Origin of the sequence: Chitinophaga sp. LS1, assembly GCF_034274695.1 — a bacterium.
Lineage (GTDB): Bacteria > Bacteroidota > Bacteroidia > Chitinophagales > Chitinophagaceae > Chitinophaga.
In genome coordinates this window covers 6,312,505-6,326,029 of sequence record NZ_CP128362.1, presented here as the reverse complement: position 1 = coordinate 6,326,029, position 13,525 = coordinate 6,312,505, and the positions used below count along the sequence as shown (strand labels likewise).

Sequence of the window (13,525 nt, the reverse complement as noted above, 5' to 3'; positions counted from 1 at the left end):
ACATTGACACATGAAACACAACATAATAGCCTTCTGTCTGCTAATATTGCTGAATGCCTGTCAGAAGGGAGAAATAAACAGTCTGAATACGCCGGTGGTGGGTGGTGTAACAGGCAATCCAACCCGAAGTGACTTATTTAATCTCGCTACCGGTGCTGAATCGGGTATGCGTACCAGTATCAATTTTTACCTGGATGCAGAAGGGATTATTGGTCGTGAAGTCTATCGCTTTTCCAGTTCAGAACCCCGTTATACAACAGATATGTTGGGTGGTGGTACGAAGGTGCTGGACAATAATACTTTTTACCTGACCAATCCCTGGGCATCCCGTTATCAGGTGATGCGGCAGTGTTTTATTCTTTTGGAGGCCATTAGTCATACCAGCGGATCTGTAGCGAGTGATGCGCAGAAGAAAGGATTTTCCGGATATGCAAAGACTTTGATAGGTTACCAGTTATTACTCAATATCAATATGACGGATTCCAGTGGGGCCCGCATTCCGGTGGCCAATGGCGCAGCACAGGGACCGGTGATCACTGATCCGGGTATTGTATTGGATTCAGTATTACAATTCCTGGATGATGGAAAGGCGGACCTTACAGGTGCAGATATTATCTTCCCTTTGTCAGGTGGTTTTGCAGGATTTTCGGATGCTGCGGGCTTGTTGAAATTCAACAGGGCACTGGCTGCAAGGGTGCATTTATATCGTAAGCAATGGGCGGAAGCGCTGACTGCTTTGAATGAATCTTTCTTTGACCTGAATGGGAATCTTACGACAGGTGTATGGCATTTTTTCTCTACCAATGGGGGAGATGTTTCCAACACATTGTATATCGCACCAAATAGTAATGGGGAAGTGCGGATAGCGCATCCTTCTTATGCTAATGACATTGTGCCGGGTGATGATCGGATCAATAAAACACAGGTACGTAATTCGTCTGCCAGTCAGAATGGATTGACCGGCAACAGAGATGTGATTGTCTGGAATTCACTGAATGCGCCTGTGAGCATTATTCGCAATGAAGAACTCATTTTGATCTATGCAGAAGCTAATATTCAAACAAATAACTTTCCGAATGCGATAGTGGCCCTGAACCGTATACGTACTGCCCACAATCTGACAGCATATGCAGGCGCTTTGACCACTGCTGCTTTGACGACGGAATTATTGTACAACAGGCGGTATTCCCTGTTCATGGAAGGACATAGATGGATTGATATGAGAAGATATGTATTGTTGCATACACTTCCTGTAGACAGAGCAGATGATGATGTGTGGAGTCATTTCCCATTACCTCAAAGCGAAAGCAATCAATAAAAATAGAAACGCTTCTGTTTTTTTAAGGCAGAAGCGTTTCATATTTATAATATCTCCACCTGAACAGCGCGATGGCGATCATTGTAAGTGAAATATAAAGGGCCGGTAAGCCTACTGTCAATAAAAAAATATACTGTACACAAAGTACGACTGATAAGATCTTATAGAACTGTGATTTTGTAAAATGCCTGTAGAAGGTAAGACTCGTCATCAGCAACATACTGCTATACCCACATAAAAAAAAGATAGCAGCATCGGTCAGCGGCATGTGTTTGGGTACTAACAGTACTAACAACAATACCTCGGGGATGATCAATATAAAATCCAGTAATGCATATTCAAGGAATCGCATACTTAGTGATACCGGCATTGTTCTATAAAAATTCAAATACACATCTTCAAATTCCCTGCATCTGTATACCAATATGCCATTGCCTAAAATACCTAAGCTTATTACAATAAAGATGGTTTGTCCATCATAATATTTCATTGAATTATTGACAGCAATGAGGTATAGCAGGCCACATGTGAAGATCTTTAATCCTGTCCATGTAACAAGTTGTTTCGTGGCTATGTATCGCAAAAGCATCCCTGTCATAGAAGTGAATTTAAAAGATTTCAGCACCGGTGCATTTCCTTCCGCAATGTGTCTTAGCCTGTTTCCCAACCAGAGCGCGGAGAGTAAGCACAGCAATAATAAATAACCGATCACAAGGCATACACCTCCGATATAGCCATATTGAATACCTGTTCTTACTATAAAGATCACATACGCCCACACGGGTATCATCAATAAAAATGTGGCAATGAATAGTAATCCTGTCTGCTTTTTTTTACTGAGATAATTGAATACATGCAGGAACATATTTTCAGGTTTATATATTTCCGTGACCACAAAGGCGGTAAACTTTCTCGTATACAGGAACCAAAGTAAAAACACCATGCTCATCATACCCGCATGTCTGAAAGTACCCAGTACCAGGAATAAATGATATTCATATACGCCTGCGCCAGATTGGGAATTGACAATAAACACCGTCATGGTGTAAATGAAAATGATCAACCCGCCATTCTCTCTGAAGAAGGGTGAAACCAATGAACGGAGTAGATATCTTGTCATTTATTGTATGATGCTTTGGTTAATAACTGTGAGTGCCCGCTGTGCATTTAATAAACTGGTATCCAGGTCCTGGTGTGAGCTCATTAAAAATGAAGTGCCGGCTTTCTGGTTGAATTCCAGTATCAGATCAGAGATGAGTGTAAATGAATTCGTATCCAGTGTCGTCAATGGTTCATCCAGTATAATAAGAGCAGGATTTCCGATGAAGGCCAGTAACAGCGACAATCGTTTGGTCATCCCTGCGGAATATGCGGAAGCTTGTCCCTGTATGAAGTTACCGACATTAAACCGTTCTATGAGCCGATCGATTTCGGGTTGTGGCACTTTCCTGATCCGCTGGTACAGGATCACGAGATCCATGCCTGTCATAAAAGGAGGGAAGAGCGGTTCTGCTGCAGCCCAACCTATGTGTTGTCTGTAAATGAGGGGTGAATGCCTGAGACTGCTGTCTTTGAAGGTGATCTCTCCTTCAAAAGGCACCATGCCGGCGATGATTTTCAGTAACGTGGATTTGCCTGACCCATTGGCGCCCTGTATCCAGTAGATGCCGGGATCCAGCAGGAGGGAAGGTATATTGAGGATTACTTTTCCCTGATAGGCTTTGCGAACATTTGTGAGTTGAAGCATAGCTATCAATATATAAAAAATATTTATGGGTGATGAGACCGCTGCTGTTTTTTAACAATATTTTTTGGAGAAAATTAGTTGGCCGCAGGCAGGGTGCATCTATTCGTAATTAATATTTTTTCGTATATTCACCTTGATTTTTTAACCCTTAACCATGTCTTTACATACCCAAACTTCATTCTCCATTGATGGGAACCTGTTTTCCTCATTTCATTCACTCAATCTGTACCAGCAAATCAGAGGACATCATTCATTTGAAATTCTCATTAGCTACGATTGGTTGAATAAGTTAGGAAAAGGTCTGTTCAACGCCAGTAAGAACTTTCTTGGCAAAGAAATCAAAATCAGCATCAAACCCGCGGATCCATTGAGCACTGCTCAACCATTGATTTTTGATGGCATTGTTACCGGTATCAATGCCGGCAAAGAAAACGATGGTACCAACGGTTTCTGTGTGATCAGAGGTTTCAGCCCCGATATTTTGCTGGAAAACGATCCCCACATCGCTACATTTGAGCGCCGTCCGCTCAGCGACATCATTGATACTGTGCTTAAATCAGGGGGCCCACTCATGCCGCCGTTATCGGTCAAACCCAATAACACAGCGTCGCTCAAGTACATTGTTCAATACAAGGAAACCGCTTACACCTTTGTGTCCCGCCTCGCGGCACGCTATGGTGAATGGTTCTTTTACGACGGGCAACAACTCATTTTCGGGCAGTACAAAAACCGGCAAACTGAATTAATCCACCAGGTGAATTTACTGGATTTTGACCTGGCACTGGATGTAAAGCCAAACAACTTAAAACTGAATGGCTATGACTACCGCCAGGAATCTGTGGTGAACAATGACACGCAATCACAGGCTGGCAGTGGTACGAATCAATACAGCACCCATGTGCAGGAGGTGAGCAAACAGCTCTATAGCAAACCCTCGCTGTACAAAATGAACTATGGCTTTAGCAGTAGTGCCCAGTCGCAGGTAGACGATCTGACTACCTTGCAGTATAAAGGCAAAGCCGCCAGCATGGTGGTGATGAAAGGCCGCTCCAATGAAACGTCTTTAAGAATTGGGGATTTGATTACGGTGAGAGAAAACTTTCTATCTACCGAAGATCATGGACAATTCCTTATTACTTCATTGCAACATTCCTGTACGGATAATGGTCTTTATGTAAATACATTCGAAGCCATTCCTGCGGATACGGCTGTACCGTACATAGACCTGCATGCCATTCCATATTGCGAGCCACAAAGCGCCACCGTGATTGAGAACCATGACCCCAAAGGTCTGGGCCGTGTAAAGGTTCGGTTTCGCTGGCAGGAGAGCGGTACAACTCCCTGGATACGTGTGCTGAATGCACACAGCGGTTCGGACAAAGGTATTTACTTCATGCCTGAAAAAGGGGAGGAGGTATGGGTAGACTTTGAAGGAGGGAATCCCGAAGCACCTTTTGTAACAGGTACCACGTACAATGGTACGGCAAAGACAGGTTTTGGTGATGCGCAGAATAACCTGAAGGTGATCAAAACCCGCAGTGGCCATGTCATTCGTCTGGATGATACGGATGGTAGTGAAAGCATTACTATCACTGACAAAAACAGTAATGTCATTTACCTAAATACCAGCACATCCAGCATCGAAATCACTGCGCCGGAGAACATGACGCTGAATGCCCGCAACATGAACATCAATGTGGGTGAGCAAATGGAGATGAACGTAGGCGGACAGCTGCTCATGAATGTGATGAAAGCAATGGTCGTGAATACGCCACTCATGACGCAGATGATTGCTGACTTCCTGCACATGCAGGCGGGCAAGGCGCTATTCAATTCAAAAGATGAAATCAAGATAGAAGCCCAGCAACTTTATGCCGCAGGCCAGAGCCAGATCATGCTGCACAGCGATGAGAAGATCCTGGCAAATAGTAAAGGTGAGTTGCACATGAAAGGTGAGCAGGGCAATAAACACTATAATAAAGCAGATACTTACGAAACAGCAAAACCGGAAATTCCGGCTAAAGTGATTGTAAGCTTCCGCCCAAAAAGTGGGTGGACAGGAGAGTATGGCTTTGACTGGTTGCGTATCAAAGATACCAGCATTGTGGGTGATGTAGAATATAAAAAGATTGTAGGTAGCTATGGCAGTGTCTATGCCACCCAGTCTGGCGCTGTGTTTACACAAAGCGATGCTAAATTTAATACACTGAAAACTACCCGTTACAGTCCGGCACTCATTCCATGGAAGAAGGAAGCGGATGGTAAAACGACGGCGGAATACTACCAGTCATGGTTATGCTTATTCCCCGGTGGTAAGAGTTATAATAATACGAAAGCTACTGTGCAGTTGCTTGTAGAAGTAGATGAAGAGCCGGAAAAAATAGAGCTGTTATTCAAGGATGAATTTATCAAATGCGATAAAAAGGAGATCACACCAAAGAGTAAGGGTAGTCATAAACTGGAACTGACAGTAGAATGTTTGAAAGAATCAGATGCAGATCAGGAAATAAAAGTGATGGCTTATACTAAGAAAGCAGATGGTACTTTGGATACGCCTAAGCTGGCCGGAAAATTGATTGTTGTCAAAAACAAAGTACGTTATAAAGCAAATGTGGTTTTTGTGAAAGTGAAGACCAAATTTGGGACAAGTGTAAATACAGGCAAGACCACCGGAGAAAAGGCTTTTCTGGAAAAATATATGAATCAGGGTTTAATTTTATTGAACCTGGTAGAAGAAGAACTGGATATGACGGCAGATGCAGCTATCAAAACGAATGCATTGACCACGGCTTCCGGTTCCACTGCTGTGAATGCTTATCCGGGAGGTAAGCAGATCCACGATTCACTGGAAACGGCCTTCAATGCAAAGCATGCTACTTACAAAGACTATTACAAAGTATTCTTCTTTGATGAAGAAGGCGGGTATATGGCCGGAAGCAATTACCAGGGCCTGAATGGTGGCGCCAAAGATATAGTGGCGAAGAGTGTAGTGCTCTTCAATACCCATAATACTGCTACGACCACCCACGAATTGCTGCATGCAATGGGACTGTATCACACGTTTGACAATAGTGGCAGTCATGTGTTTAAGATTGGTGAAACTGAGAATATCATGGACTATTCGCACCAATATGGCAAGACGCGTATCAGTACCTGGAAGTGGCAGTGGGAGAAGGTGAGAGCGAATGTAGGAAAAGAATAAATCAATCAATATGTATAAAAAGTTCTGGCTTGCCGTACTGATCATCATCCACTCATTTGCGGCCTGTGCACAAACCAAACAAACAAATATGAACAACCGATTCGATATAGAGACCTATAATAAAAACAAACAGGCAGGTGAGTATACCTTTGAGCACGATGGTGTGAAGGTAAGACAGACCGACTTTGATGGGGGATATGCCGAAACGACCAGTAAACCCGATACGTATATTGATCACTATCGTGAATATTATAAAAATGGTACACTCAAGGAGGAAGGTGACTTGTTCAATAAAAGTGTGTTCCGCCTGGGTACGTGGCGTTTCTTCAATGAGCAGGGAGTTGAACAAAAATCTGTGAACTACGATGCGCCATATACTTTTACGCTCGATAAGGTGATGGAATTCCTGAAACGCAATAATCTGTCACTGGCAGATCGCTGGACGAGCATCAATAGAAAGTCAGATACTATTGGCGATCGCTGGATAGTGACGCATGAAGACGGGCATATAGGTGGGGCGGATATTCAGCTGAAGCATGTGAATCTGGATGCGGTGACTGGCAAGGTGATTACAATTAAAACATCTACTCATCACGATAACTGATATGCTTACAATTATTACAGATACCGCCCGGATGAAGTGTGATAAGGGTGCGGCACCAGCTGTGCTAAAGGTCACCAGTCAGTCGTATGTGTATATAGAAGATAAGCTGGTGGCGACGGAGAAGGATAAAGGAGCGAATACGAATATACCGCCGTTTGGGGTGTGTAGTGTAACGCAGAAGCCGTGTATGCCGAAGCCTACGGCGTGGATGGATACGACGGTATTGGATGTGATTGGATCAGATAAGGAATTGACAGATAAATCGTATTGTATGTGCGGGTTGGGTGGAAAGATTTCTTTTGCATCGACAGGGCAAAATGGTTTCGCTGCTACTGAAGAATAGAAGGACCGCCAAACGCGCTAGCGAAGCAGGGATTGCCTAAATGCTGTATTTCGGCCGTCTTTCGACGGCCGAAATACAGCATTTAAAAATTGAGGGAGATTGCGAAGCAATCTCCCTCAATTTTTACTGTTTATTTTTGGGAAAATTAGTACTGATATGATACTTATCCTCCATCTCCCACAATTTCGCCCCTCCTTTAATCCCATCTTTATTCGTAAACAATATCACATTCTTATCCAGTTTAAAACTAATCTTATCCGCATTTCCCCCTCCCAAATACAACCGATCGTAATTAAACACAACTTTCAGCACCTCCATCACCCGTTCCATCCGCTTATTCCACTTTTCCAACCCTTCTTTTTCCAACGCCTTATTGCCTATATATTCGTCATAATCATGCTCCTTCGTCAAGGGGTGATGTGCCAGTTCCAGGTGCGGCAGTAAATACCCATCAATCAAAACCGCTGTTCCAAACCCAGTTCCCAGTGTTACCGCCAGCTCATACCCCTTGCCACTTACAACACCCAGTCCCAGCTGATCCGCATCATTTACCAGTCTCACCGGTTTATTCAGCAAATCCGCAATACGCTGTCCCAAATCAATATTCTTCCAGTTCGGATTTCCCAGGTTCGGTGCCGTATACACGATACCATTCCTTACATACCCTGGAAATCCAACAGAGATCTTATCATATTCCGGCATGCCTTGTACCAAACCCTGTATGGTACTTAACACACTCTCGGGGGTGGCTGCCTCCGGCGTTTTTACCCGCTTATACTCCATCTGCCATTCCCCTTTATCATTGAGGATCGTACATTTGATATGCGACCCACCCACATCAATCGCTAAAATATGTCCTGTCTCTGCCATGTTATTAAAAATTTATGCAAATCAATACAAAAGTCACACCGATTTTGTTTATAATAACTTAACACTCACTTTAAACTGACTTCCTAATTTTGTGCGTCAATTTATATGATGCGTTCCAATTCTGAAAATACTGCTGCAATTTTCGACAGGATCTTTAAAGAGACCTGGTCGGGCACTGTTGCATATCTTATAAAAATAAGTAATAATAATGAACTAGCCGAAGATCTGGCGCAGGAAGCCTACCTGAAAGCCTGGCAAAAATTCCACCTGCTTCCTGAAGAAGAAACTGAAATAGCACGTTATATCCTTGTCATCGCCCGTAATTGTTTTCTTGATCATCTGAAAGTTGCGCTTCGGGAACGTAAACAGCACGATGCGTATAAGGTGAGTTTCCCTGAATCCGGACATTTCTCTCCGGCTATGACTGTTATAGAAGCTAAAGAACAGCAGCAAATCGTTAATCATACCATTAATAATCACGAAGAAACGGTTCGCCGTTATTACCTGCTTAATCGCGAGTACGGATTGACTTACAAGGAAATCGCCCTGCAGGAAGGGGTGTCTGAAAAAACTGTAGAACGGTATATAGGTAGAGTACTTCGCTCGCTTCGTTCACGTCTGGCTACTATCTTTTTTACCTGGTAAGGGGTTTCATTCCCGTTGGGAGCACCTACCGTCATGAATTTTATCAGGTAAGGGGTTTCATTCCCATTGGGAGCACCCGCCGTCATGAATTTTATCAGGTAAGGGGTTTCATTCCCATTGATGAGCACCTACCGTCATGAATTTTATCAGGTAAGGGGTTTCATTCCCATTGGGAGCACCTACCGTCATGAATTTTTTCTGGTAACAATTCCTTAACCTACTTTCCTGTCGGTGCCCATTTTAATTCGCCGTTCTTATATAAAACGACGTCTCTTAAATGAATATTTCCGACATCAGACACAGACTGGAAGACTATCAGGCAGGCAGATTGGACGCCGCCGGTAAGCAGGAATTGCAGCAGGCATTAGAAGGTCTGTCTGAACAGGAATTGTCGGAACTATTTCCCGTAGATGCATTTGTAAATAATATAGCACATCAGTTGCCCGAGGCAGAAATTGATACAGCACTGACTCGCTTCCGGCATAACAGGAAACCGGCTGTAAAACTGGCTTCATTAAAATTAAAACCTGTTTTGTTGAAAAATGTCAGCCGTTACGCCGCCATCTTTGTGTTATTATTGGGGAGTAGTTTTTTAATACGCAAAGGGGTATTAAACTGGGAGCAAAAAGCAGAGCGCCGCTTTAGGACAATGCGTATAGCAGATGGTAATCACGGGTCCATCAACTTGTCTGATGGGAGTCGGGTGACTATTAATGGCGGATCCACCTTGTATTTTCCGGAAGAATTTGAAGATAGCGCACGTATAGTATATGTAGAAGAAGGAGAGGCTTATTTTGAAATTGCCAAAGACGCCAAACGACCATTCTATGTAAGGTCACTACAACTCAATGTAAAGGTATTAGGGACGTCTTTTACCGTCAGGGATTATAAAGATGAACAGACTGCCATCGTAAACGTAAATAGCGGTAAAATCGGCTTAAAAGGACTCGTTTTGAGCGCCGGTATGGGATTGACCGCAGATAAGAGAAACGGGACATTTATAAAAGAGGAAATTGACACTGCCACTACAACCGCCTGGATCAGGGGAGAATTAATTTTCCAGGATGCAGGTTTACAACAGGTCTTACAGGTATTACAGCATAAGTACGCTGTTCACTTTGATGTGAAGGATGCCACCTTATTTAAAAGGAAATACACTGCCACATTCCGGAATAATACGATCGAAAACATCATGCAGCAGTTAAAATTGATGAGCAGTTTCCAGTACACAATTACAGACAATCAAATAGTTATCAGGTAAAAAAAGCACCCTGCGGTAACAGGGCGCCAAAATTCAGTACAAGCTAAATTTTAAAATGAATGGACAAATGTACAAAAAAGCGGGGATGCCCGTTAGGGATTTCCTACCCCAAACTTTCTGTATGGGTATTATTCTTCTTTGTAGCATGGCTGACCAACATCAATGCACAAACCATTGAAAAGAAGCTGGACCTCACGGTGAGCAACCAGCCTCTGAAAGATGTATTTCAGTACATCCAGAAAAATAGCCGTTATCTCATAAATTATAGTCCTAATGATGTAGATGCTAATGTACGGGTCAGCATTAAGATCTACGATGCCACAGCAAAGGAAATTTTGCATGTTGCCCTGGCAAATACAGGTTATGTATTCACGCAAACCGGCAATACATTTATCGTAACCCGCAAACCCGAGGACATTGTGATACGGGGGCGTATTTCAGACGAGCGGGGGGAACCGCTGGTGGGGGTGAATGTGCGTATTAAAAGCGGTAATATCGGCACTATTTCCGGTACGGATGGTAACTACTTCCTGAAGATACCCGGTAATAATCCTACACTCGTATTTTCCTTTATAGGTTATATCACCCGTCAGGTAGCGGTAAATGAATCACAGAAACTGGACCTGCAAATGGCCCCTGATGCCAAAGCACTGAATGAAGTGGTGGTAACAACGGCATTAGGTATTAAAAGAGAAGAAAAAGGGCTTGGTTATGCCACCACAGTGGTTAAAGGTGAACAGCTGACTAACGCCTTGTCTAACAACTGGACAGACGCCCTTTCCGGAAAAGTAGCAGGTCTTAACCTGGTTCGTTCCAATGCGGGACCTACAGGCTCTAACAAAATCATTCTTCGTGGTGAGAACAACCTGAATGGCGACAACGAAGCCCTCATCGTAGTAGATGGCGTGGTGATCAACAATGGTAGCGGACGCCGTACAGGTATAGATGGTGAAACACCCTATGGTACAGGTTCTGACAACATGCCTGCCGACTATGGCACAGGTTTGAACGACCTGAACGCTGAAGATATTGAATCGGTTACCGTGCTGAAAGGCCCCGGTGCTGCAGCGCTCTATGGTCAGCGTGGTGCAAATGGTGCGGTGATCATCACCACCAAAGCTGGTACGCCCCACAAAAGAGGGTTAGGTGTTACTTTCAATAGCAACGAATCGCTGGAACAGGTAAACCGTTGGCCGGAGTTGCAATATGAATATGGACAAGGTCTGGATGGTGCCGCTTATTATTCCTACGGTACATCTGCAGATGGCGCCAGCACCAGTGGTACCAGCTCTGCTTATGGCCCAAAGTTCGACGGACAGATGTTCTTTCAATATGATCCGGTTACGCAAAAGGTAGGCACAGAAAGAACGCTGTGGAGACCTTATACAAATCAGTTACAGAAATTCTTTCAGACCGGAAAGACTTTTACGAACAGCATTAGTGTAGATGGTGGTACGGACAAAACCACTGCGCGCTTTTCATTCACAAACGTGAACAACGACTGGATCGTGCCAAACACGGGTTACAAACGTAACACCGTTGCCATGTCTGTGAATTCAAAGATCAGTGACAAACTAACCATCTCTTCCAAAGTTAACTATACAAATAAAGGGAGTGATAACCTACCCGGTTCAGGTTATGGTAACCAATCGCTGATGTACTGGTACATCTTCTGGCAACCCAATGCAAATATCGACTGGTTGCGTGACTACTGGGTGAAAGGCCAGGAGGGTCGTGCTATTAAGTACCCTTTTAGCTCTTATCCTGAAAACCCGTTTGCCGTAGCAAATGAGTTCATCAACAAAACAAACCGTAACGGCATTACGGGGAATGTGCAGGCTACTTACAACTTCACCAAAGAACTGAGTTTACTGGTGAGAACATCCATTGACTTTGCTTATGACCAGCGTGCGCAGGAACGTCCGTATGATGCAGGTGCGAAACTACCAAAGGGAAGTTATCGTACACAGAATATCTTTTCTATGGAAGCAAGTAGTGACTTCCTGTTGAAATACAGCAAGCGCATAAATGAAGATATTGAATTCTCTGCTACAGCTGGTGGAAGCACCCTGACAAATAATTATAACAAAGATGAAACCCGTGCGGATTCACTGACATTCCCGGGTATCTTTACTTTCTCCAATGCAGCGGGTCCTTTGGTGACTATGCCCTACAGAAGTAAATATGCCATCAATAGTTTTTATGGTATGGTGACGGGTAGTTTCAGGGATTATTTATTCCTGGATCTTACCGGCAGACAGGACTGGACCAGTACGCTGGCTACACCTGACCGTACGACTAACTCCGGGTTCTTTTATCCTGCTGCCAACCTGAGTTTTGTAGCATCGGAAGTATTGCATATGCCCAAGGCGATCAACTTTGCAAAGGTACGCTTTTCTGCATCCAGCGTAGGTAGTGGTGGTACAACTGCTTACCTCACTTCGTACAATTATTCATCTGCGGGTAGTTTGTATAATGGTGGTTTGTCAGCGCCAGATCTGCTGACGAATCCGAACCTGAAGCCACTGCGTACCATTACCTATGAAGTAGGCGCGAATGTACAGTTCCTGAATAACAGATTCGGTATTGATGTAGCGGTGTACAGAGGTAATACAAAAGACCAGCACTTAAAGCGGGTGGTAGACCGTGCATCTGGTTATACACAGGTATTGATCAATGCGGGGGATGTGAGAAATGAAGGGATAGAAATCGCCCTTAACACAACACCTGTTAGTGTGAAGAATGGATTTTCGTGGAGTTCCAATGTGGTATTCTCTGCGAACCGTAACCGTATTATGAGTCTGGCCGATAGCTCTGTCGTATTGAGAACTGGCCCTGTAGGCGGTGGTCAGATCGTGGCGAAAGTAGGTGGTAGCATGGGCGACCTGTATGGTCGTGGTTATCAGCGTGCGCCGGATGGTCAGGTTATTTATGATGCCAGCACGGGAGTAGCACTGTTGACAGAAGATGTAAAATATCTTGGCAACATTCTGCCAAAAGCAAAGATCGGCTGGACGAACGATTTCAGGTATAAGGGTTTCAATCTGCACCTGCTTTTTGATGCACAATATGGTGGCGTATCGCACTCGCTTACACACTATAAAATGGCAGAGCAGGGTAAACTGAAGGAGACGCTGCCGGGCCGTTACAACGGCATCGTCGGTAATGGTGTAGTGGCGACCACTGATGGTAAATATCGTAAGAACGATGTGATCGCAACTGATATAGACGAATACTACCGTTCACACTATGGTGTAGACAATGCAGAAGGTAGTGTGTTTCGTACAGACTTTATCAAATTCAGAGAAGCACGTATAGACTATACATTCAGCAAGGGGTTGGTAAAAAGGTTGGGATTCCAGCGCGCCACAGTAGGTGTGTATGGTCGTGATCTGTTCATCTGGTCACCATGGCCGATGTTTGATCCTGAATTTGGTACCCTCTATGGTTCTGACATACTGCAGGGCTTTGAGATCGGTCAGTTCCCATCCACACGAACCCTCGGTTTTAATCTGGTAATTGGACTTTAATATTC

10 protein-coding genes are annotated in these 13,525 nt (G+C 44.0%); 7 read left to right on the top strand and 3 right to left on the bottom strand.

The window, feature by feature from the left end; genetic code table 11:
* Positions 1-10: 10 nt before the first annotated feature.
* Positions 11-1,318, top strand: a complete 1,308-nt coding sequence (locus tag QQL36_RS25970) for a RagB/SusD family nutrient uptake outer membrane protein (RefSeq protein WP_321567257.1) — start codon at positions 11-13, stop codon at positions 1,316-1,318.
* 22 nt (positions 1,319-1,340) lie between these two features.
* Here QQL36_RS25970 and QQL36_RS25965 read toward each other — a convergent pair whose 3' ends face one another.
* Positions 1,341-2,438, bottom strand: coding sequence for a hypothetical protein (locus QQL36_RS25965; protein ID WP_321567256.1), 1,098 nt, complete (start codon positions 2,436-2,438; stop codon positions 1,341-1,343).
* Positions 2,439-3,065: an ABC transporter ATP-binding protein gene (locus QQL36_RS25960; protein WP_321567255.1), complete on the bottom strand. Its 627-nt coding sequence runs from the start codon at positions 3,063-3,065 to the stop codon at positions 2,439-2,441.
* A gap of 154 nt (positions 3,066-3,219) precedes the next feature.
* Between QQL36_RS25960 and QQL36_RS25955 the strand changes: the two genes are divergently transcribed.
* Genes QQL36_RS25955 through QQL36_RS25945 form a run of 3 tightly spaced genes read left to right on the top strand, consistent with a single transcriptional unit; the run spans position 3,220 to position 7,214 of the window.
* Positions 3,220-6,267 carry a type VI secretion system Vgr family protein gene (locus QQL36_RS25955; protein ID WP_321567254.1) on the top strand — a complete coding sequence of 1,016 codons (3,048 nt, stop codon included), beginning with the start codon at positions 3,220-3,222 and terminating at the stop codon, positions 6,265-6,267.
* 10 nt (positions 6,268-6,277) lie between these two features.
* On the top strand, positions 6,278-6,871 hold the full coding sequence (locus QQL36_RS25950; protein WP_083725017.1) for a hypothetical protein: 594 nt from the start codon (positions 6,278-6,280) through the stop codon (positions 6,869-6,871).
* 1 nt (position 6,872) lies between these two features.
* Positions 6,873-7,214 carry a DUF4280 domain-containing protein gene (locus QQL36_RS25945; RefSeq protein WP_083725019.1) on the top strand — a complete coding sequence of 114 codons (342 nt, stop codon included), beginning with the start codon at positions 6,873-6,875 and terminating at the stop codon, positions 7,212-7,214.
* A 123-nt stretch (positions 7,215-7,337) separates the two neighbouring features.
* Here QQL36_RS25945 and QQL36_RS25940 read toward each other — a convergent pair whose 3' ends face one another.
* Complete coding sequence (locus QQL36_RS25940) at positions 7,338-8,084, bottom strand: ROK family protein (RefSeq protein WP_321567253.1); 747 nt, start codon at positions 8,082-8,084, stop codon at positions 7,338-7,340.
* A gap of 105 nt (positions 8,085-8,189) precedes the next feature.
* On the opposite strand from QQL36_RS25940, the gene QQL36_RS25935 reads away from it, so the two are divergent.
* From QQL36_RS25935 to QQL36_RS25925, 3 genes are all read left to right on the top strand, one after another.
* On the top strand, positions 8,190-8,729 hold the full coding sequence (locus QQL36_RS25935; RefSeq protein WP_083726339.1) for a sigma-70 family RNA polymerase sigma factor: 540 nt from the start codon (positions 8,190-8,192) through the stop codon (positions 8,727-8,729).
* A gap of 277 nt (positions 8,730-9,006) precedes the next feature.
* Positions 9,007-9,990 (top strand): FecR family protein, encoded by a 984-nt coding sequence (locus QQL36_RS25930; protein ID WP_321567252.1) that lies wholly within the window; start codon positions 9,007-9,009, stop codon positions 9,988-9,990.
* A gap of 59 nt (positions 9,991-10,049) precedes the next feature.
* Positions 10,050-13,520, top strand: coding sequence for a SusC/RagA family TonB-linked outer membrane protein (locus QQL36_RS25925; protein ID WP_321567251.1), 3,471 nt, complete (start codon positions 10,050-10,052; stop codon positions 13,518-13,520).
* Positions 13,521-13,525 lie beyond the last annotated feature (5 nt).

Excerpts from the sequence above, each read along its gene's own strand:
- QQL36_RS25925 (WP_321567251.1), top strand. The coding sequence starts at position 10,050 with ATGGACAAATGTACAAAAAAGCGGGGATGCCCGTTAGGGATTTCCTAC.
- QQL36_RS25970 (WP_321567257.1), top strand. The coding sequence starts at position 11 with ATGAAACACAACATAATAGCCTTCTGTCTGCTAATATTGCTGAATGCC.
- QQL36_RS25940 (WP_321567253.1), bottom strand. The coding sequence starts at position 8,084 with ATGGCAGAGACAGGACATATTTTAGCGATTGATGTGGGTGGGTCGCAT.
- QQL36_RS25955 (WP_321567254.1), top strand. The coding sequence starts at position 3,220 with ATGTCTTTACATACCCAAACTTCATTCTCCATTGATGGGAACCTGTTT.
- QQL36_RS25935 (WP_083726339.1), top strand. The coding sequence starts at position 8,190 with ATGATGCGTTCCAATTCTGAAAATACTGCTGCAATTTTCGACAGGATC.
- QQL36_RS25930 (WP_321567252.1), top strand. The coding sequence starts at position 9,007 with ATGAATATTTCCGACATCAGACACAGACTGGAAGACTATCAGGCAGGC.
- QQL36_RS25945 (WP_083725019.1), top strand. The coding sequence starts at position 6,873 with ATGCTTACAATTATTACAGATACCGCCCGGATGAAGTGTGATAAGGGT.
- QQL36_RS25965 (WP_321567256.1), bottom strand. The coding sequence starts at position 2,438 with ATGACAAGATATCTACTCCGTTCATTGGTTTCACCCTTCTTCAGAGAG.
- QQL36_RS25950 (WP_083725017.1), top strand. The coding sequence starts at position 6,278 with ATGTATAAAAAGTTCTGGCTTGCCGTACTGATCATCATCCACTCATTT.
- QQL36_RS25960 (WP_321567255.1), bottom strand. The coding sequence starts at position 3,065 with ATGCTTCAACTCACAAATGTTCGCAAAGCCTATCAGGGAAAAGTAATC.